The organism is Runella salmonicolor (genome assembly GCF_024158025.1).
GTDB classification, from domain to species: domain Bacteria; phylum Bacteroidota; class Bacteroidia; order Cytophagales; family Spirosomataceae; genus Runella; species Runella salmonicolor.
Window position 1 is genome coordinate 379479 of record NZ_JAMZEL010000005.1, and the last position, 21318, is coordinate 400796.

At 44.8% G+C, this 21318-nt stretch carries 19 protein-coding genes; 3 read left to right on the forward strand and 16 right to left on the reverse strand.

Going from position 1 to position 21318, the window contains the following annotated elements; genetic code table 11:
• Positions 1-109: 109 nt before the first annotated feature.
• From NCI00_RS15030 to NCI00_RS15080, 11 genes are all read right to left on the reverse strand, one after another.
• The gene (locus NCI00_RS15030) at positions 110-1282 is read right to left on the reverse strand and encodes a HupE/UreJ family protein (RefSeq protein WP_253528840.1); all 1173 of its coding nucleotides are present in this window, start codon (positions 1280-1282) and stop codon (positions 110-112) included.
• Positions 1283-1307: 25 nt separating this feature from the next.
• Entirely contained in the window at positions 1308-2705 is a 1398-nt protein-coding gene (locus tag NCI00_RS15035) for a DUF3500 domain-containing protein (RefSeq protein ID WP_253528843.1), read from the reverse strand.
• 117 nt (positions 2706-2822) lie between these two features.
• Entirely contained in the window at positions 2823-3581 is a 759-nt protein-coding gene (locus NCI00_RS15040) for a LytR/AlgR family response regulator transcription factor (protein WP_253528846.1), read from the reverse strand.
• A gap of 28 nt (positions 3582-3609) precedes the next feature.
• The gene (locus tag NCI00_RS15045) at positions 3610-4599 is read right to left on the reverse strand and encodes a sensor histidine kinase (protein ID WP_253528848.1); all 990 of its coding nucleotides are present in this window, start codon (positions 4597-4599) and stop codon (positions 3610-3612) included.
• Between the two features lie 143 nt (positions 4600-4742).
• Entirely contained in the window at positions 4743-5855 is a 1113-nt protein-coding gene (locus tag NCI00_RS15050) for a 4-oxalomesaconate tautomerase (RefSeq protein ID WP_253528850.1), read from the reverse strand.
• Entirely contained in the window at positions 5856-6632 is a 777-nt protein-coding gene (locus tag NCI00_RS15055) for an NAD(P)-binding domain-containing protein (protein WP_253528853.1), read from the reverse strand.
• Between the two features lie 3 nt (positions 6633-6635).
• Positions 6636-7766 carry an ATP-binding protein gene (locus NCI00_RS15060; protein WP_253528855.1) on the reverse strand — a complete coding sequence of 377 codons (1131 nt, stop codon included), beginning with the start codon at positions 7764-7766 and terminating at the stop codon, positions 6636-6638.
• A 109-nt stretch (positions 7767-7875) separates the two neighbouring features.
• A complete protein-coding gene (locus tag NCI00_RS15065) occupies positions 7876-8493 on the reverse strand; it encodes a 4-carboxy-4-hydroxy-2-oxoadipate aldolase/oxaloacetate decarboxylase (RefSeq protein WP_253528859.1) in 618 nt (205 codons plus the stop codon).
• A 71-nt stretch (positions 8494-8564) separates the two neighbouring features.
• Positions 8565-10223, reverse strand: coding sequence for a carboxylesterase/lipase family protein (locus tag NCI00_RS15070; RefSeq protein ID WP_253528862.1), 1659 nt, complete (start codon positions 10221-10223; stop codon positions 8565-8567).
• Between the two features lie 147 nt (positions 10224-10370).
• Complete coding sequence (locus tag NCI00_RS15075) at positions 10371-11090, reverse strand: PIG-L deacetylase family protein (RefSeq protein WP_253528865.1); 720 nt, start codon at positions 11088-11090, stop codon at positions 10371-10373.
• Positions 11091-11113: 23 nt separating this feature from the next.
• Positions 11114-12079, reverse strand: coding sequence for a VOC family protein (locus NCI00_RS15080; protein ID WP_253528868.1), 966 nt, complete (start codon positions 12077-12079; stop codon positions 11114-11116).
• Positions 12080-12189: 110 nt separating this feature from the next.
• Here NCI00_RS15080 and NCI00_RS29455 point away from each other — a divergent pair, with 110 nt between their 5' ends.
• Complete coding sequence (locus NCI00_RS29455) at positions 12190-13068, forward strand: AraC family transcriptional regulator (RefSeq protein ID WP_289623397.1); 879 nt, start codon at positions 12190-12192, stop codon at positions 13066-13068.
• 45 nt (positions 13069-13113) lie between these two features.
• Here NCI00_RS29455 and NCI00_RS15090 read toward each other — a convergent pair whose 3' ends face one another.
• The 3 genes from NCI00_RS15090 to NCI00_RS15100 all read right to left on the reverse strand — a co-directional run bounded on the left by NCI00_RS15090 (position 13114) and on the right by NCI00_RS15100 (position 15809).
• Positions 13114-13743 carry a carbonic anhydrase gene (locus tag NCI00_RS15090; RefSeq protein ID WP_253528870.1) on the reverse strand — a complete coding sequence of 210 codons (630 nt, stop codon included), beginning with the start codon at positions 13741-13743 and terminating at the stop codon, positions 13114-13116.
• 40 nt (positions 13744-13783) lie between these two features.
• Complete coding sequence (locus NCI00_RS15095; RefSeq protein WP_253528872.1) at positions 13784-14575, reverse strand: hypothetical protein; 792 nt, start codon at positions 14573-14575, stop codon at positions 13784-13786.
• Between the two features lie 82 nt (positions 14576-14657).
• Complete coding sequence (locus NCI00_RS15100) at positions 14658-15809, reverse strand: ribonuclease D (RefSeq protein ID WP_253528874.1); 1152 nt, start codon at positions 15807-15809, stop codon at positions 14658-14660.
• 158 nt (positions 15810-15967) lie between these two features.
• Here NCI00_RS15100 and clpB point away from each other — a divergent pair, with 158 nt between their 5' ends.
• Positions 15968-18598: an ATP-dependent chaperone ClpB gene (clpB, locus tag NCI00_RS15105; protein ID WP_253528875.1), complete on the forward strand. Its 2631-nt coding sequence runs from the start codon at positions 15968-15970 to the stop codon at positions 18596-18598.
• A 57-nt stretch (positions 18599-18655) separates the two neighbouring features.
• Here clpB and NCI00_RS15110 read toward each other — a convergent pair whose 3' ends face one another.
• Positions 18656-19306 carry a Uma2 family endonuclease gene (locus NCI00_RS15110; RefSeq protein WP_253528876.1) on the reverse strand — a complete coding sequence of 217 codons (651 nt, stop codon included), beginning with the start codon at positions 19304-19306 and terminating at the stop codon, positions 18656-18658.
• Between the two features lie 98 nt (positions 19307-19404).
• On the reverse strand, positions 19405-19986 hold the full coding sequence (locus tag NCI00_RS15115) for a hypothetical protein (protein WP_253528877.1): 582 nt from the start codon (positions 19984-19986) through the stop codon (positions 19405-19407).
• A gap of 147 nt (positions 19987-20133) precedes the next feature.
• On the opposite strand from NCI00_RS15115, the gene NCI00_RS15120 reads away from it, so the two are divergent.
• Entirely contained in the window at positions 20134-21318 is a 1185-nt protein-coding gene (locus tag NCI00_RS15120; RefSeq protein WP_253528878.1) for a VCBS repeat-containing protein, read from the forward strand.

Here is a 21318-nt window from a genome sequence, read left to right on the forward strand (position 1 = left end):
TTTACAATAATGATACGGCCCTTGAAACCACTTATTATAAAAAGTTATCACTAAAGTAAAAGTACTTAAAAAAGCGCGAAAAATTTAAAGTGTTATAACCTTACCAAATTTATCCAGCAATCCACGCTGTGATAAAATTAGGCTTTTCCTGTATTCGTTCTATCATCCAAGCCAACGCCATGAGTAGCATCAATACGGCACCCACTTGCCTAAAAATCGCATAATAACGGGTTTTAGAAAGGAAGAGCAAAACAGGAAAAACAAGCAAAATGATAAATAACTGCATGAACTCAATGCCTACATTAAACCCAAAAACACTCAAAATCATTTGTTTGACAGACAGTTCTAGATTTGTCAATGTTTGGGCAAAAGCCAAACCGTGAATTAACCCAAAACCCCCTGCAATCAGAACCTCCCATTTTGGGTAGATAGGCCGCAAAGCATGAAAAGCCGAAACCAAAATCGTAAAGGCAATCAACACTTCAATGGGCTTACTCGGAAAATGGAGCCATTGTACCGAGCCCAGCAGCAATGTGAGCGAATGCCCAATGGTAAAGGCGGTAATAATCTTGAGGAGATGACCCAAACTCGGCTTCAATCCACTAAACTTCCCCCATCGGCGCCCATCGGCGGCGAGCATAGCTGGCAACAGTAAGGTAAGTACAAAAAGTATATGGTCGGTACCTTCAGCAATGTGCTCTATGCCTAGTTTCACCATGTTTTGGAAGCCTTTCCAGAGGCTTCCCTGTTGCAAACTAACTTGGAAAGGTGATAGTTTCCCGTTTACAATATCCCATTCAATAACCCCCACTTGTTGGGTAGTGGTATCTTCTCTAACCAGTCCCTGCGCCCAGTCTTGTTTGACATGAATTAAAGCACGGTGACTGGCTACTTGGTGCAAAATCACGTCATAATCGAAATAAAAATTCCGAAGGTCATAATTCAGAGGCGGGGTCATTTCAAATGCTACCACCAATTCTTTGTATTGGCCTACGAGTTGGTCTGTACTCTCGATGACCTTCATTTCGCCCAGTTTTAATGCCCAGGGCTTCCCTTCAAAACTCTTAGGGCGAATGTGTTGTGTCAGATAAATCCGAAGCGAATCGCCTAAGCGCTCCACCAAACGAGATGAATTATCATTGACTCCCATTCCAATGGCAGATTGCAACTCGCTCAGTGGAAGCATTATTTCCCCCGAAATATGTTTTTCGTGGATATTCAGTACCACCATAGAGTTGGGCATGGGATGGGCCAACGTTGGCAGCGTTTGGAACGCTGCCAACGTTATTACTATCCAAAATCTGATTTTAATTGCCACCATAATCTGACTTTCTATCTCTCCAAACTGAGTGAGGGTGTACTCCGTTTCTGATGATAATGCCGCCTTGCATTGACCATTCAATCCATACGCTTGGGCCATCAATCAAGATATAATCGCCTTTTGCGGCCATGGTTGTTCCGCCGTAGTAAGATACGTAGGTTTCATCCAATTCAGACTTATACTTTGCCAAAACCGCGGCCGCCGCTTTGTCGTCCAAATCGTCCACGTAAGTTTTGATGGCTGCTAATAACAGGTCTTTTTGAGTAGTGGTGAGGTTTCCTGCTTTTACGCCTGATTTAGTAGTGGGGAAACTTCCATCTTTTTGAGGCCCTACAATGATGTCATTTTGAGCTGCCGCCCGTTTGGCCGTCGTTAATTCCGATGCACTAAGGCTTTTCAAGAAATTGGCAAAGGCAGCCGTTTCCTGTACCAAAGGCTGTACAGTTTTGCTGGTATTGGTCGAAACCCAAGTTGGATAAGGTTCGGTCGAACGGAAAGAAGGCGTTCCGCCCGTCATTTTGCCACCATTGTAGGTATAAATGATGGTACCGTGGTGACCTCCGATTTGCAAACACCATAGTCCTGTTGTGCTTGGCGTGCCAAGGAAGCCGATATAATAATTGCCCGAACCATAACCGCTGTCGCCACCATTGGCTCTGAGATAATCGTCGGCGTCCACAATCCCAGCATATTCTTCGTTGCCCTCATTGGCTCCCGTACCCGTTGCGGCTTTCAAAAGATTATAAAATGCCGTCCATTGAGCCGCAGAAAACGTGCTTGAGGCCAAACCTACGCGTCCTTTGTACAACGATTGAGGCAAATTGCTCCAGAGTTTTGCCTGAGCCACGGTATAGCTATATTGAGCCGAAGATACCTGACTCGACGAAAGTGTTGCTTTGAAAGCTTCGGCAGCCGCTACAATTTTCGCAATGTCGGTATCTACCGACCAAGCTGTTCCACCCGTTGAAGTACTTGCAGCATTGACCGTCAGCGCTAATGTACACGACTGGCCGCCTAATGAAATCGCAAACGACGCCGTACCTGCGGCCGACGGTGTACCCGTGATGGCAAAAGTAGCTGAACCCGCCCCCGAAGCCAAAGTACCCGCGGCTAAGGTCGCCGTTAGGCCCGTTACGCCCGTAGACGCAATGGCGGTTCCCGTGGAGTAGGCGGCACCGTTCCCACCCGTATAGGGTATGGTAGCCGTACCTGTATAGGCGGCGCTTGCAGTAGCGGTAGCCGAAAACGTAGCCGACGAACAACTCAATGCACTAACTGCGGCAGTGGTGGTTGGCGTAACGCCCGTGTCGTCAGTTTTGTTGCAGGCAATAATGAGAAAGGTTGTACTGAGCACAACACTTGAAAGAAAGTTATTTACTTTCATAATAAGGTAGTTTTAATGGTTACTTACAACACTTATGACGCTCAAAAGTGCTTAGGTGTTGAGGCAATGAGATGTTTTGGAAGTGAATCGGAAAAAATAGGAGGTGAATCGTCGTTTTTAGTGTTCTTCAAACCACTTTTTAAAAAGCGTTACCTTTTCTTTGCTTATAATAACTGGAAACGAAGCCACAGGCTGCACCTTTACATTGACCCGACTATTGAAATGCGATTCGATTTCAACAATACATTTCCTTGAAAGAATATACTGACGATTTGCTCTTATAAAATCAATGGGGTCGAGTTGATTTTCGAGGTCTTCGAGTTTAAAATCCATAATGTATTTTTTACCGTCGTGGAGTTGGCCAAAAACCAAGCCATTATCAATGAAAAAAAAGGCAAATTCGTTGGTTTTGATGGGCAATAATTTATCTCGGTATTTTATCAAAAAGCTTTTACGGTAATTTTTGGGTACAAAAGCCTGTTGTTTGAGGAGTTCTTTGAGGATTTCTTGCTTTACTAACTGCTGGTTTTGGTGTTTTTCTAGTGCAAAACGAAGCGAATCTTCATCAATCGGTTTGAGTAGATAGTCAATACTGTTGAGCTTAAAGGCCCGAATGGCGTATTCGTCAAAAGCGGTAGTGAAAATAATAAGTGTTTGTAGTTGAATCTGCTCATAAATCTCAAACGAAATCCCATCTGCGAGTTGAATGTCCGAGAAAATCAGGTCAGGACTTTCGTGGGACGTAAACCATTTTATACCCTCCTCAACGGTTTCAATAATTGCACTGATTTGGTGCTCTATCCCAAGTTCCTGCAACAGAAATTTTAGTTGGCTTGCGGCGGCGGGCTCATCTTCAACTATCACTATTTTTATCATTTACTTCGGGTTGAAAATCTCCAAATTCTTAGGCTATTAATGGCAACACCACCCAGAACGAGGTATCATTTTGTTTAATCTCAATTTCACGATTGGTCAACAGCTTAAAACGCTGATTAAGGTTAGCCAAGCCAATGCCTGTCCCTGCCGAATTAGCCTTGATATTGAGCGAGTTACGGACCAAAATCGTTTTGTCAGCAAGTTGTAACTCAATACTAACCTCCAACGGATTGGCTGTGGAGATGATGTTGTGCTTAATGGCATTTTCGATTAATAACTGAAGCGAAAGGGGAGGAATTTGGAATCCTTCCAACGTTTTCACCTTTTTGCTGACGTTCAGATTTTCCCCAAAACGCATTTGGAGCAGAAAAATATAGCTTTCTACCAGCGCTAGTTCTTCTTTTATGGATACCAACGATTGCTCCTGCATACTCAACGAATAACGTAACACCTGCGAAAGTTTTTGGAGATAAAGTTGGCTTTTGGCTTTGTCTTCATTAATCAACCAACTGAGGGTATTGAGCGAGTTGAATAAAAAATGAGGATTGAGTTGGTTTTTAAGCGAAGTGAGTTGCACCAGCAGACTCTCGTGCTTGAGTTGTTCGTTCTCAACTAATATTTCATTTTTCTTCTCCGTTTCGGTCATAAAACGGCTAAAAAAATACGTAATCATCGCCATCAATCCCCCCCGTGTCACTACCGTTGACGCGGTTTTGAGAGGTAGCCCTATGATAAATGTATTTGCCGACGTTAGTACCACACAGTAGACAATTAGCATCAATATCGCCCCAACCCATTGTTTTGTAAGAGAGTCGTTTCGTTTAGTAGCTTGGTAAATCCATCGGATAAAAACCAAGGCGTAGATAAAACTTATAACCACTTGAAGAACAACATCCAACTGTACAATAGGCTTAGACAGTCGAGGTAAGTTCAGAACAATAATGGGAAAATTGACAAACACCGCCACAAACAGCGATACACCCCACACGAATCGTTTCAAAGCTGTATTTTTAGCCATTGGGTACATTTTGCAAAAACATTTCAAATGTACCAGTTTGCACTACTTAGCCCACAGAAATCAAAGTAAAACGGAAATATTTACCTCCGAAAAGGTGGCGTCACTCTATATAATTGACGAAGTAACTTGCTTTTCAAAATCTTTTAAGGCACAAACAATTCCCCTTTACTCAACAACCGGGCCGTGCGAATGACGCCTGATTTATAAATAACAATCTGACTATCAACAAGTTCATACTCAAGATTTACCGTAAATTCACCCGAAGGATGCTCAATACTTAGGGAAGAGTGTCTATCATTTGGCGTATTCAATTTATAACTCATCACCCCTCGTTTATCATTTATCACTGTATCAGGAACCACGCAAGCAGTAGCGACCGAAACCGCCGCCAAAACACCGATAGCTTCGTGAACTACGTGGGGAATGAACATTCGGGTATTAACAACTCCGCCCTTTTCAGGGGGCGACACCAAACACATTTTGGGGATGGTTTGGTCTTTGACATCACCCAAATTCATCAAATGCCCCGCTTTCAAGCGGATTGCTTCAATTTGTTGGCGGAGAGGTTCATTGGCTTCTAGAACTTCTTTGGTTTCATTGCCCAACAAACCAAAATCTCTCGCTCGCATTATCACAATGGGCATACCATTGTCTATGCAAGTAGTTTCTACTCCGTCAATTAAATCCTTTGCGTGGCCCGTGGGCAACAAAGCCCCACAGGTTGAGCCTACGGTTTCTAAATAATTACAAATAATAGGGGCGGCTGTGCCCGGTACGCCATCTACTTTGGCATTACCTTGAGTTTCGATTTGACCATTGGGGGTTTGTACCACCACTTCACAAATTCCGCCTGTATTGACGATATTAATGCGAGCCACAGTGACTGGGGCAGTAGCCTCAATCATGCCCGATTCAATAGCAAAAGGCACAATACCCGCCAAAATGTTTCCGCAAGTTTGGGCAGTCGACACTTTGCCTTTGCCCACTACTACCTGTACAAACAGATAGTCTAAATCGGCTAGGCGGCATCCCGCTTCGGGCGTTATTGATTTGCTGACAATGGCTACTTTGCTGGTCAAAGAAGTAGCTCCACCTAAGCCGTCAATCTGACGAGGGTCGCCCTCGGTAGTTCCTTCCATCGCGAGTAGAAGACAACGGTTTCGCTCGTTTTCATCGGTAGGCAGGTCTTCGGCTTTGAAGAAAAGTCCTTTGGAGCTTCCGCCCCGAAGCTGCATGAATGGAATGGCCGTTTGCATTTAGTTCATCAGTTTTACCAAGTTATCTCTCGTAGCACGGGTGACAATCGGGTCCAGATTTCGTTCTTCCAGCATTTCAATCACGGCTTCCATTTCGTGCATTCGGCGCAAGGCGTGGGTTTTGCTTCCTTCTACAAAACGGTCAATCAAGTCGTCGTTTCCGCCAATAATTGAACTAATTTGTTTTCGGATATACTCAGGCATTCCGAACACATCCCCCGCTTCTACGGCCTCACAGATAACCGCCGCCACGCCTTTGTAGACAATCGAGCGCAGCAGTTTCATGGTAGCGGCATCGCCTACGTTGCCATTTTCGACGAACGACAAATCCAACTTCAACGGTTTCATTTTTTCCAAAAAAGCAATAACCTCCTCTCCCGCCGCCAAAAATGGGGTTTTGATACCTTTGGGCGGCACAGGGGCCATGATGGCCAAATCAATGAATTGGACACCCGTTGGCTTCAAAATCATATCAATTTTCTTTTTCTTGTCGGGCGAAGAAGTATTCATTTCCAGATAAAACTGCGTGTTTTTAAGGACTGGAAAAATATCCTGTGCCACTTCTTCTGATACCGACGATAGGTTGACGCTGAAAATCACATCGGCGTCTTTAGCGGCGTCGGCATTGCTTGAAGCAAGCGTCACAGAAGGGTGTAATTCTCGAACGGGATTGGGGTCGTAGCCCGTCACGGTCACGCCCATTTCGGCCAAATCATTGGCAAAACGAGCACCCGCTTCGCCCAAACCCAAAATAGCAATTTTTAATGGCTCGTTCATTATTTATTCTATGAAATCTAAATAATTGGCTTTTGAAATAACCTGAAACTTAGCTTCGGGATAGCCTTTGGCAAAGGCTTCTGGGATTTTAGAAGTATTTTTTTGCCATTTGAATTCATAGGCTTCTATTTCCCCATTTCTAACCTCAATCCAGTCGATTTCTTGCTGATCGTAGGTTCGCCAAAAGTGATATTCTTTATTTTCTTCCCCGTAACTGAGGCGCTTAAGACGTTCTGTAATGAGATAGTTTTCCCAAAGTTCTCCTACATCCTGTCGTAAACTCAATGGCTTAAAGTCGGTAATTAAGGCATTACGCACACCGTTATCCCAAAAATACCACCTCGAATTTTTCGATATTTCTTTTCTTAGATTTCTACTAAACCCCCTGACTTTTTTGAGAATAAAGGTTTTTTCAAGCAAATCCAAGTACTTTTCAACTGTATTTTTGCTCATGCTCAACTGTCGGCCTAACTCATCGTAGGAGACTTCTTTTCCCAGTTGGAAAGCAATCAGTTGGAGTAAATCGCGGACTTTACTAGCGTTTCTAATTCCTTCAAAGCTCAATATATCTTTCAACAAGAAACTATTTATCAGACTGTTGACGTATCTTTCTTTTTCAACAATGGTTTCTAACTGAAATAGCTCTGGATAACTGCCATAAATCAACCTTTCTTCCAAGTTTCCGATGGTCTGAAATAAATTTTCATGGTGTTTAAGTTCAGTTTGCGCGATTGGAAACAACTCATGCCAATACGCCCGTCCAACTAATGGTTCGCCTATCTGCGCATTTAAATCAAAAGCAGATGAGCCACTTGCAATAATTTTCAAGGTTGGAATTTCATCAACCATCAATTTGAGCACTTTACCGATTTCTGGTAGCACCTGTGCTTCATCAATCACTAATAATTCAACTCCTGACGTGAGCCTTCGATAATTTGCCGCACTTCGTTCAGCAAGCACCTTTTGAGCATTTATATCTTCACCATTAAGCCACAGATGCGGTATGGAAAGTTCTTGCATTAATTGTTTAAGCAAAAAGGTCTTTCCTGTTCTTCTTGCTCCAATCAAAACATTTACTTTTCCTGGTTTAAGGGCGTTTTTAATCGTGGTTAAAAGATATCTTTGAATAATCATTTTGGTCGTGGTTTTTCTCAAATATAAAGAAAATACCACTTATTGACGATTTTTACATTAATTCAGTCAGCACATTGACTTAATTTGCACTAATTCAGTCAATAGCAGACTAGTACCCAAACTTCTCATCCCAGCCATATATCTGAAGAGAAGTTCTTCCTTTTCTAAGTTCGACTCTGGTTCTTTCTTCTTTGGCTTCTCTTGCGGCAGCTTTTTCGATTGTTTCTTCCAGTTTATTGAACGGAACGACTACGACTCCATCACGGTCACCCACCACAATATCGCCTGGATGGATCAGTACATCTCCGATTGTAATGGGTTCATTGAGGGTTCCCTCACCGTGGTTTGACGTACCACGAATGCATAACCCTCTTGAAAAAACAGGGAAGCCCAACGCCTCAATGTCGTCGGCATCACGCACGCAGGCATCAATAACTAGGCCGTTGATTCCTTTGGTTTTTGCCCCCAAACTCATCAAATCACCCCAGTAACCAGCTTCATAAAAACCTGAACAATTGGCAATTAAGACATCTCCCGATTTAGCATATGCATACGCCCGATGCAGCAAAACATTGTCACGAGGCATGGTCTGAACCGTATAAGCAGGGCCGCAGACTTTCATGCTTGCGGCGATTGGCTTGATGGCCGAAGGTAAATTACCTTTGTTTCCAAGGGCCTCACAAATCGTAGCGGCTGAAAATTTCGAAAGCTCTTTTAGTAACTCCATATTTTACAATGGCTTATCAGTGGTAATTCTAGGAGGTTTTCTGATGCGAAAACCTCCTAGAATTCAAAAAATTACGCCAATGATTTTCGGGCATCGCGGTCGGGGTCGTTTACCAACGCAGAGGTATCGTCCAAAATCATCGTTTCACCATTTTGAGTGGTATATGATTTCCAAGGGGGCAAGCCGCCACCGTTTGGATTTCCTGTTTTGACAAAATTGAGAAATGATTTTGCCATTTTTTCCGATAAAGCCCGAGGCCGTTTTCCGCCACCCGTATGGGTAAGCATCAAATCGGTGTTATAAAACCAAAAACAAATATCGTCGCAGTGAAAAGCCCGCATTCTGCCGTCAAAAAGAGGTGGTTGCCAGCCAAACCACGCCAAATAGACCGGTGCTTTCCGTTGCGACGTCTTAGCGTCGGCGATGGCAACGGCATTTTTTCGGTTTGAAAGTATCAAAGACCAAATCTCAATGGGACGGGCTTTGGGAAAACTCCGGGCATAAGCATCGGCTATTTCGCCAGATTTTTCTCCAAATCGAGGCTTGATTCTTTCTTTTACATCCGCCAGTGTCAGTTTCTCCAACGTCGCATCTGTTCGACTTGGGCTTTGCTCATTAAATGTCGAGCAAATAATCAGTGGAATATCACTTGAGAAATGCGTTGCATCGCTGAAAAACGGGCTATCGTTCAGGTATTCTCCGTCGGCTACGGGTGAGTAACCTCCCCTTTGCACGTTGAGACGTTTGGCTTCGTCAGCCATTTTGACAACGGCTCTGTCGGCGATGTCTATGTATTCGCGCCACGGAATTTGTTGTAACTTTTCTATCTCCCCAGCTTTCAGACCCGCTTCCTCCATTATTTTCAGCCCTAATTTTTCGGCATATTCTTTATTAACACCCGCCAATGAACCGCCGCTCAACACCACCGCCTTATGGAATAATCCTTTAGCCGCTGGCATATTCATCAAGGTTGTAACTTTAGAGCCTCCCCCCGACTGACCGATGATGGTCACATTGCTTGCATCGCCCCCAAAATTGGCAATGTTATTTTTGACCCATTCGAGCGCAGCTACCATGTCCAAATTACCCACATTACCCGAGGCAGGATGTCCACCCGCTGCTTTTAGGTAGCTATACCCCAATGACCCGAGTCGGTGATTTAGCGAACAAAATACGATATTGCCAAGGCGAGAGATATTTTCGCCGTGATAGCCGTCTTGCTCAATGCCATTTCCATTGACAAATCCACCGCCGTGTAGCCAAACAACTACCGGGCGTTTTTGGGCATCTAGGGCAGGTGTCCAGACGTTGATTTTCAAGCAATCTTCCGATACGTCGTCGTAGTTCCAGTGATCCACAAACGACGCATAGGTGTTTGCATATCGTTTTTCCATGATTTGCGGGGCCGAGTTTCCCCACCAAATAGCGGGCCGAATTTCTGTCCAAGGGGCAGGTTTTTGAGGCGGCATAAAACGATTTTTGCCCGACGTATCGGCGCCATAGGGTACTCCCAAAAAAGTATGGATGCCGCGAAGGATGAAGCCTCTCACTTTGCCATACTCGGTATTGGCAACCGCGATGTTGTCGCCCACAAACAAAACTTGGTCATCTGCGTTGGGCTTTGATGATTTGGGCGGCTCGTAGGTATGAGCCGTTGATTGATGCGCAACCCCCAAACTAGCGGCCCCAACCCCCAAAGACTGAATGAAATTACGTCTTGATGATTTCATAATTTAACTGATATTAATAGGTTAAAGAAAAAAATAGACAGGACAATAATACCTTAAAATAGAGCGCCTTTAGGGGGCTTTTTTCTCAAAATCCTTGAATCAGTCTTTTTAATCTATCAATAGTTCAAAATAGTCGACATTCGGCTTTTAAAAAATGGAAGAAACCACCCTCGGTACCTGGCTCTGGTGAGCTTCGGCAAATTTGATGTCCTTCTTTCCCGAAATGCGGCGGGCATGATTGGCCCGACGGGAGGCCAATTCTGCATAGTAGTCTCTCAAATAAGTTTGCGCACCCATACAGCTCATAGCCGCCAATTTTTTGTCCATAACCGACGAAATATCAACGAAAGTATCGGGCACAAAACCACAAAGTTCGGGCTGATGTGGCTCGAACGAATACCAAACGGGCGGGTCAATATTTTTGAAAGCACTCGGCACACCCGCTCCCGACGACAACAATCTTGCTCGTTGGGTGGCCTGAAAAGCCAACGGATGGTCGGGATTGAAGGGGTCTTTTTCGGAATGGGTCAGAATCACCGTAGGCTCAAAATCGCCGATTATTTTAGTCAGTTGCGTAATACGTTCGTCAGAAATCAACATCGGATAATCGCCCCAATCTAGAAATTGAATGGACGTTGCGAGAATATCGGCAGCTTTTTGTGCTTGCTCGTGCCGAATGATTTTGACGCTTTCTTCGGTGCGGTTGGGATTTTCTTTCCACAATTCGCCTGATTCGCCGCGTTCTCCGTACGACATGGCAATGACCAAAGTGTCAGCCCCTTCTTCAATGGCTTTGGCGATGGTGCCAGCGGCTCGCCACACAAAATCGCCCGAATGCGCTCCGATTACTAACAATTTCTTCTTCATAATACTAAATGGGTCATAAAAAATCAATCCAATTCCTCTGGCATGGGGGTACCTTTGGTATGAAAACTCGGCACAGTAGCCAAGCCCCACGCCTGCCCTTTTTTTCGCTCTTCCAACGTCCAGACGACGGTTTCGTAATCAGGGTCAACAATCAATCGGGCGGTGGTATTGGCAATTTCTATCCGGTTGCCGCCGGGTTCATACACGTACAAAAAAAATGTTTGCTGAATGGTGTGCTTGTGAGGGCCTGTCTCGATAAAAATGCCGTTTTCAAGGCAAATATCGGCGGCAATCAAGACCTCTTCGCGACTGTTGACGGCATAAGTAACGTGATGAAAACGGTCATTCATTCCTAAATAATCTTCGGTCACTGCCAAATCGTAGGATTTAGAATTGACCATAAACCAAACCGCTTTGGGGTTTAAATCCTCCAGATTATCGACGATGGTCTCGGTCAAAATTCCTCCTAAATTTTCCAGTTGAAAATCCCGGAAAGCCCTAACATCTTTGGCAAACAAATTCAGATGGTCTATTCGTCTGACGTTGATGCCTCTAGCGGGAAACTTACTGGCCGTATTTTTCAAGGCCGAAGTATCAGCGGCGCCCGATTTATATTTTTCTGTTTCAAAATAGATTTCTGTCAAATGCCCACTTGGCGAATGATATTCATACGCAGGCCCGTGGCCAATATCCCCGTCGTTCCAACCCATGCCATAACCGCTTTTTTGAAGGGACGCCACGCGACGTTCGAGCGCCTCGGGGCTTTTGGCCCGCCACGCAAAGTGCTTCATACCAGCGTGTTTGTGGGCAGTCAGTTTCAGGGTATGATGTTCATAATCGTCGTACGCCCTCAGATAAACCGAATCGCCTTTGACGGCCGAAATAGACATGCCCATAATGTCGGTAAAAAAGCGTGTACTAGGCTCCAATTTGGGCGTAAACAGCTCTACGTGCGCAATATGGGCCACATCCCAAAGGTGCTTTTTCATTGATTTTGAGAACAGAAACAAAGTGATTTTTCAGTTTGCAATGTTAGGCAGTGAGGGCCAATGTTTTTGGATATTATTTTTAATATTGCAGATAAAAATCAAACATTTTTATGGGAAACGATAAACCCATTCTCAATTTCGAAGGACTGTATGGAGACCTAAACAGCCGCAATCCAGCAGAATACATTTTTCTCGAACTGATTTCCACCCGCAGCCAAACTTTCAACTGGGTAATTCAGCCTCACATTCATGCCCATCTGTTTCAGTTATTTATCGTTAACAGCGGGCAGGTTACATTTCAGGAAAGCACCAGAATTAACACCTACACTGCCCCTTGTATTTTTCTCATTCCTCCCACGGCCCTGCATGGCTTAGCCTATACACCAGATGTATCTGGACATATTCTGACGATTTCAGAAACCATCATAGAAGATATTTTTCAAACATCCTCGACCATTTGGCAATCATTCCATAAGGTTCATATCATCCATCATTTTGACGAAAAAGAATCGTTTCAAGCCGTCACAGAATTGATTGGTGCCATTGAGACAGAGTTGTTTGAAGAGCAATCAGAAAGGAGGGCTATGCTTAATGCCTATTTTGCCCAGTTATTCGTAAAACTGCACCGCATGGTTCGGCAAGGAGAAGAACAAAAAAAAGACAACGTGACGATGAGTCACTTTCGGAGATTCCAGAAGAAAATCAAAGAGGCAAACTACCCAAAAAGTATCCCTGAATTTGCCGCTGAGCTTAACATCACCCCCATTCACCTTAACCGAATCTGTCGTTCGGTTTCAGGCCATTCGGCCATTCAGTTGGTTCATCGCTACCTCATCGGCGAAGCCCAAAAATACCTTACGCACACCTCTTATTCGATTTCGGAAATTGCGTATTTATTGAAGTTTGAGTATCCAAACTACTTTGCCAAACTGTTCAAAAAATACACAGGTTTATCGCCCGTCGAATTTCGTAAAAAGCAGCGAAGTTAGTGATGACCAGAATCCCCCATTTTAGGAAACAGTCACTTTCGGTACTTAGTCTAACCGATAAATCTCCATAATATCTTTCAATATGGTGGGAAAATCAATTTTTAGGTCTATTAATTTACCCGAATGAATATCAAAAACCCAACCATGGACCGTGATTCCCCGCTCGCGATAGGCTTCCTGCACGGCCGCTAGTTTAATGACGTTGATACACTGTTCTTGCACATTCAACTCCACCAATCGGTCATAGCGAGTCTGCTCATCTTCAATCGCATTCAGTACCTCTTTGTGCGTCCGGTACACATCCCGAACATTGCGCAACCAAGGATTCAAAATCCCTAAATCGGCATGTTGCATGGCGGCTTTAATACCCCCACATGAGTAATGACCACACACAATGATGTGTTTGACTTTGAGGTGCCTGACCGCATAATTTATCACGCTCATCACGTTCAAATCAATGCTTACCACCATATTGGCAATATTTCGATGAATAAAAACTTCTCCCGGCTGCACGCCCATTAAATCTTCGGCGGTCACTCGACTGTCTGAACATCCTATGTACAGAAAATCGGGGCTTTGACCTTTCGAAAGTTTTTCGAAATATTCGGGGTCTTTTTTGAGTTTTTCGGCAACCCAATGTTCATTGTTCTCAAAAATGCGTTGAAATTTATCCATGATAGAATGAGTGTTTAGTGTAAATGCAGTAAATAGTACTCTATTTTGGGGCATGGCTTTGCTCTAACTGAGCATATACTTCCTCAAACTCTCGGCCTTCGGCTACTTGTTGAACCAAAGTGGGAATTTTTTTTTCTCCCACCCCTGCCAGCCACCGCGCCACTTCCATTCCAGATGTCATATAAGCCAGCATTACGTGCCCTTCATGGCCGTTGAAAAAACCCCGCATAGAAGCAATTTCGTCTAAATCAAGGGCTACTTGCCCACCCCGAGAAAGATACAAATATTCGTCTTTGTAGTCAACGTACCGTTGGAGGCTGTCGGTTTTGGGCACAAACCGATAATCGACCATCAGCGCCAGACCTTCATTAAACCACTGCGGAATCTGCCGGGTAGTTTTCCACCAACCTAAGCGACTAAAAAGCTCATCATGGCACATTTCATGGGCTATCACATCGGCATTGAGACCATCCATGTTGAGTACAATGTAGGAAGTTCCCCAAGGAGTGCCAATGCTGCACCCCGCCCCTTCGCCGCTGTTGCAATACCGACGGTATTGGTCGGCGCGTTGGCAAAGAATAATCGTTGGATTCCCTACCCGACTCCCCCAAAAAGTCTCAATACGCTTCTGAGCTTCTTGAATAAGGGCATTGGCATGACCTTGAACCCGGGGCGAGAGCTCTGGACTGACGTACAGCCGCTCGGCAGAAAGGCTAAAATCCGAATATTGAACGGCAAAACAACGAAATACATGCGGAAACAGGACGAAGTAACTCACGACGAAGGCAACACTTCCCATCAAAATCCACAAAAAAAGGCGACGCAAGGGCATTAGTCCAATTCTACGTTCATTTTTGCCAGAGAGGCGGCTACTTATTACAGCCAAATATACCAGTTTCTCCAGTCAAAATCAGCTACTCAAACGCCGAAATATCTATATTCAACGTCTGTGCCGCTTCTCTGATAATGCTTTGTTGAAATACGGGATTTATTTCTGAAAGCTTCATTTCTCCCCCAATCAAAATACCAATAGTTTCATTGCTCAATATATACGGTGCAAAATGCGCCCCGTAGCTTTCTTCAATCCAGCGTTTGATGGGCAAAAATACGTGTTCACGCAGGCGATTGTAGCGGGTCGATTTGCGTTGCCATTCCGCAATTTCCTGTCCAGTGGGTACCCGTTTTTGGGTAGATAATAACTGTGCTTTTGCGGCAGCTTCGGCTTGCGCCAAAACTGCTCTAAATTGCTCAGCCACGGCTTCGTTCTGAATGCGGTAATGAATGCCTTTCAAGTTCATCCAGTCATTCAAGACAACCGGATGCTCCATGACCTGATAGACTATTTTTTCGGAAAAGACTTGGTAATGAGGCTTATTGATGCGTTTTGCTTGTTCATCCCGAAACCGATAGAGTTCATTCAGAATGTATTGCTGAAAGGGCGCAAAATCACGCTGCTCTTTGGGACTCAAAAAGGTTTCTTTAGATTTGGGCGAATAGTCTTTTTGCTCCACTACTCGCATCATTTGCTCAAACCATTCCCAGCGATTTTGCGCTTGCAAACGCTCGGCAGTCAATTTGCGCAAGGCTGGCAAATGGATGACATCGTTAGCAGCGTATTCTAGTTGCATCGGCAACAGCGGGCGTTTAAGCCAGTTACTTTGCTGTTTTGTTTTGCTCGATTCGACCCCTAGCAGCTCATATAGCACACTACTAAGCCCGATTTTCTCCAAACTCAGCATTTTGGCGGCCACACTGGTATCGAAGATATTGCGGGGCGAACAGCCGTGCAAATGAAGCAAACGTAAATCTTCACCGCAATCATGAAAAATCTTTTCGGACGTTTCGCTCTCCAAAACCCGCCAGAGGGGGGTTAAATCAGCGACGGCAAATGGGTCAATCAAATAGCAAGTATCAGGAGTAGCAATTTGAATAAGACAAAGCGTAAAACCGTAGGCATAATGGTTGTGATCAAACTCGGTATCAATAGCAAACGCCTCCAAACCGCTTAGATGCTCAACCACTTTTTCAAACGCCTCTTGGGTCTGAATAATTAAAGGTATTGACATAGCGTCAAAAATAGCAAAAACAACGTCATTTTGTCTACGTTTCCACCCAAAAAACAAAAAAAATATGCCAAAATTACCGCTTTTCAGAACAGGCATACTCCTTGTACAGAAGGTGTTATCTAAATCACAATCACTAAAATATTAACAGAAAAGCCGCCATGAATTTTAATCAATATACCATCAAAGCGCAGGAGGTAATCCAGCGTGCGGTACAGATTGCCCAAGGAAACCAACAGCAAGCGGTAGAAACAGGACACGTTTTGCAGGCCATTTTAGAAGATGACCCCAACACTTCACAGTTTTTGATGAAAAAACTGAACGTATCCCCTCAGCTACTGCAAACCAAAATCCAAGCCACCGTAAACGCCTACCCAAAAGTGGCGGGAACGGCCGCTACTGAATACATAAGCAATGACTTAAATGCCGCTTTTCAAAAAGCCCAAACCTATCTGAAAGAATTTCAGGATGAATTTGTCAGCGTTGAAATGCTTTTTCTTGGGTTGGCTACTGGCAAAGACGCCACCGCCCGGCTCATGCAGGAGGTTGGCTTTAAAGAAAAAGGTCTGTTGGCCGCGATTAAAGAACTAAGAGGAAAAAATAACCCTGTGAAAGACCAAAATGCCGAAGCTAAATATCGCTCTCTGGAGCGGTATAGCAAAAATTTGAATGAATTGGCCCGTGCTGGAAAAATTGACCCCGTCATTGGCCGCGACGACGAAATTCGTCGGGTATTACAAATTTTGGCGCGTCGTACCAAAAACAACCCCATGCTGCTCGGTGAGCCCGGGGTGGGTAAAACCGCCATTGTGGAGGGCCTCGCCCAACGTATTGTGCAAGGCGACGTGCCCGAACAGTTGAAGACCAAAGAAATTGTGTCCCTTGACATGGGTCTGCTCATAGCAGGGGCCAAGTACAAAGGTGAGTTTGAAGAGCGCCTGAAAGCGGTGATTAAAGAAGTAACCGATTCGGAAGGTGAAGTAATTTTGTTCATTGATGAAATCCACACGCTCATCGGGGCGGGGGCTGGAGGTGAGGGCGCCATGGATGCGGCCAATCTACTCAAACCAGCCCTCGCGCGGGGCGAACTTCATACCATTGGGGCTACCACCATCAAAGAGTACCAAAAGTACATCGAGAAAGATAAGGCCCTCGAACGCCGTTTTCAGGTCGTAACCGTCGACGAGCCCGACGAAGCCGACGCTATCAGTATTTTGCGCGGTATCAAAGACAAATACGAACTTCACCACGGAGTACGGATTCAGGATGATGCCGTCATTGCGGCCGTAGAGCTGTCGAGCCGCTATATTTCTGACCGTTTTCTGCCCGACAAAGCCATCGACCTCATGGACGAAGCTGCCGCCAAGCTACGTTTGGAGATGGATTCGGTCCCCGAAGAACTCGACGACCTCAACCGCCGCATCATGCAGTTGGAGATTGAGCGAGAAGCCATTCGTCGCGAAAACGACAAGGACAAAGAAACCCGCCTCAACAAAGAAATTGCCGATTTGAGTGAAGACCGAAACGCCCTCAAAGCACAGTGGGAACTGGAAAAAGGCAAAATCAGCGAAGTACGTACGCTTAAAGAGCAACTAGACCAACTTCGTCTGGAAGCCGAACAGGCCGAGCGCACTGGCGATTACGGAAAAGTAGCCGAACTTCGCTATGGCAAAATTCCTGAAATTGAGAAAAAATTGGCAGGGGATATTGACGACAACCATTCCAACCACCAATTGCTCAATGAAGAAGTAACGCCCGAGCACATTGCAGAAGTAGTCGCCAAATGGACGGGTATTCCAGTCAGCAAAATGCTGCAAAGCGAGCGCGACAAACTGCTTAATTTAGAAACAGAACTTCAAAAACGGGTAGCTGGGCAAGAAGAAGCCATCGAAGCCGTTGCTGATGCTGTTCGCCGCTCACGGGCGGGATTGCAAGACCCCAAACGCCCCATTGGTAGCTTTTTATTCCTCGGCCCAACAGGCGTAGGAAAAACCGAGTTGGCCAAAACCCTCGCCAATTACCTGTTTAACGACGACAACGCCATGGTACGTATCGACATGAGCGAGTACCAAGAGCGCCACTCGGTCAGCCGTTTGGTGGGAGCGCCTCCCGGCTACGTGGGCTACGACGAAGGCGGTCAGTTGACCGAGGCCGTCAGACGCAAGCCGTACAGCGTGATTTTATTGGATGAAATCGAAAAAGCGCACCCTGATGTATGGAACATCATGTTGCAGGTATTGGACGACGGCCGCCTGACCGATAACAAAGGACGGATGGCTAACTTCAAGAACACCATCATCATCATGACCTCCAACATCGGCAGCGACATCATTATGGAGAAATTCAGAGAAGCAGGCAACAAAACCGACAAAGGCTGGAAACTGTACTTCAAAGAAGAAGCCAAAAACGATGTGTTGAGCCTGTTGAAACAAACCGTTCGGCCCGAGTTTTTGAACCGTATCGACGAAATCGTACTCTTTGACCCACTGAGCCACGACAACCTCAAGCAGATTGTACGGATTCAGTTCAACCATATCAAAGGTTTGCTCGCCGAGCAGGGTATCACCCTCGATGCCACCGACGACGCGCTGCTCAAACTCTCGGAAGAAGGCTACGAGCCCGCCTTTGGTGCCCGACCGCTGAAACGAGTACTCCAGCGCCGTATTCTGAACGAGTTGTCGAAACAGATTCTGAGCGGTAAAATCACCAAAGATTCTGTCATTATGATGGAACTCGGCGAAAACGGAGAAGTCGTTTTTGAGAATATAACAGAAGCGAAAATAGAACTATAAGTTGCACTTGATTGAATAATAAAAACGCCCCGTTGACATTTCAGCGGGGCGTTTTTATTAGTTCTCAAACTGAATATCTTTATAAATCTCTGCCAAGGTAAGTGGCTGCCCCATGATGGAGAACGAATCCTCTAAGCGCGTATAATCGCGAAGTTCCCAATGATGAATACCTTTGCGCTCATAGACCGTCACAAACGGCTGATATTGACTTACAAAAATGGCGTATTGTAAAGATTCTATTTTCTTGTAAGCCAACAATTTATCCCCAAAATCGTGAGAAATGGTGCTTTTTGAAGTTACTTCTACCACCAACACAGGATTCGTAATGGTACTAGTCGACTTTTTACCAGAAGGCAATGTCACAAATTCAGGATTCCCCTGTACTACTGAAACATCGGCGTTAAAATCCGTTGGGGAGAGCACATCGGCAATGTGAATTTTGATATTGCTGCCTATTACTGAAAATCCCTTTAAGTTTTCCAAAAGTATCGTCAATAAGTAACCGATACGTATCACTAATTTTTCGTGGTAATAACTCGCATTTCCCATAATAACAATCTCATTGTTGAAGTACTCAATCGTAAACTGACACTTTTCGACCCATTCGAGGTATTCCTCAAATGAGGCAGGAATGCGCAATATTACGTCTTCCCCAAGAGCTTCCAATTCGGCGAGTGTTGTCGGTATTTTTTGGGTTTCTATCCTCATTCATTCATATTGTTTGTTAAAGATACCGAATTTTCATTGACAAAAAAATCCCGCCGACGTTCGGCAGGATTCTTAAAACAAGCCTAAATAAGCGCGCATTACAACTTATTATCGGCCTTCAAATACGTTTTATTACCGTTTGAATTGATGTAATACTGACCGCCTTTGGGTCCCTGATAGATGGTACGGCCTTTGTCATCTTTACCAATGGTTTTGTCAGCACCCGCTACTTTTTTACGAGTTCCGTTGTCGGCTTCTTTACCGTCGTCGTCTTTTGGCGTTACTTTGGTTTTGGTAGAAGTCGTTTTTTTGTCGGCTTTATCTTCTTTTTTATCCGCCTTGCGGTCTGCAACTTCAGTTTCTTTTTTCTCTTTTTTATCTACTTTCTTGTCGGCCTTATCGGCTTTTTTGTCCTCTTTCTTTTCAGCTTTGTCTTTTGGGTCAGATTTTTTACCCTTGCTCGACTTACCTTCCTTCTTATCGTCGCCAGTTTCTTTTTTGTCGGCTTTGTCTTTCGGCTCCGATTTTTTTCCTTTGCTTGACTTGGTCTCCTTCTTATCGTCGCCAGTTTCTTTCTTGGCCTTTTTCTCTTTTTTAGGTTTTGTATCGTCTTGGGCAACGGTATCAACAGCAATACCGAAGCAAGCCAACGTAATCAACAGGACAAACAGGTTTTTCATTTTGATAAAGGATTAAGTTAAATTATTGGTTTGATTCAAAAGTATTGTAAATTTTCAAAATTTACAGGAAAGATTCTGCTTTTCTGTTCCTTTTAAAATATTAGACGATTGTACCATTAGGCCAGTCACTTTCACTAAATCCAAACAATGATGAAAAAGTCTTTTTTATTCCTTTGCGGATTAACTTCCTTTTCGGTTTTTGCCCAAACAACCACGCCCAACTTTAAGATACAAGTAGTTGATAATCAAATCAATATTGGCTATGGGCTAGCCATTGGCGATGTGGACGGCGACAAACGACTGGATATTTTATTGGCCGACCAAAAAGACATCGTTTGGTATAAAAATGAAGGCACTAAAAACGGAGCATCCTGGAAGCGACACGTGATGGTTTCGAACGTAACTCCCAAAGACAACGTATGCATCGCAGCACGCGACATCGACGGCGATGGAAAGGTAGAAGTAGCGATTGGTGCCATGTGGAACCCCGCCGAGACGAACGATATAACAAAATCAGGCGCGGTTTTTTACCTGATTCGACCGCAAGACCCTACCCAGCGCTGGGAACCCGTGCCGCTTCACCACGAAATCACGACGCACCGGATGCGCTGGGCACAGGTAAGTAAAAACAAATACCAGTTGATTGTGGTCCCATTGCACGGTTTAGGCAATACCAACGGAGAAGGCAAAGGCGTAAAGGTACTGGCGTATGACGTCCCCAAAAACCCAAGACAACCTTGGCCGTATCAGTTAATGGATTCAACCTTACACATCACGCATAATTTTGAAATTTGGGAAGATACCGACGCCACCAAGGTACTGATTGGCAGCAAAGAAGGCGGCAAAGTGGTTTCGTACCAAAAAAATCAATGGAAACCCACTGGACAATGGATTGGCGAAGGTTTGGGAGTGGGCGAAGTACGCCGAGGATATTTATCCAACAAAGACCCTTTTGTAGCGGCGGTAGCTCCTTGGCACGGCAACCAATTAGTAGTTTTGAACCCCAAAACCAATGATAAAAAAGTCCTGACCGACCGCCTGAGTCAAGGCCACGCGCTGGCTTGCGGAGATTTTCTGGGATTGGGCTACTCACAAATAGCGGTGGGCTGGCGCAATCCCAACCCTGACAAAAAGGTAGGCGTACGGTTGTTTGTCCCAAAAGATGCCACCGGCGAAAACTGGGAAGAATTTGTATTGGACGAAAGCGTCATGATGGCCTGCGAAGACCTTTTGGCCACCGATTTGGATGGCGACGGCGATTTAGACATCATTGCCGCGGGCCGCGCCACCCTCAATGTGCTGATTTATTGGAATCAACGAATCAACAAATAG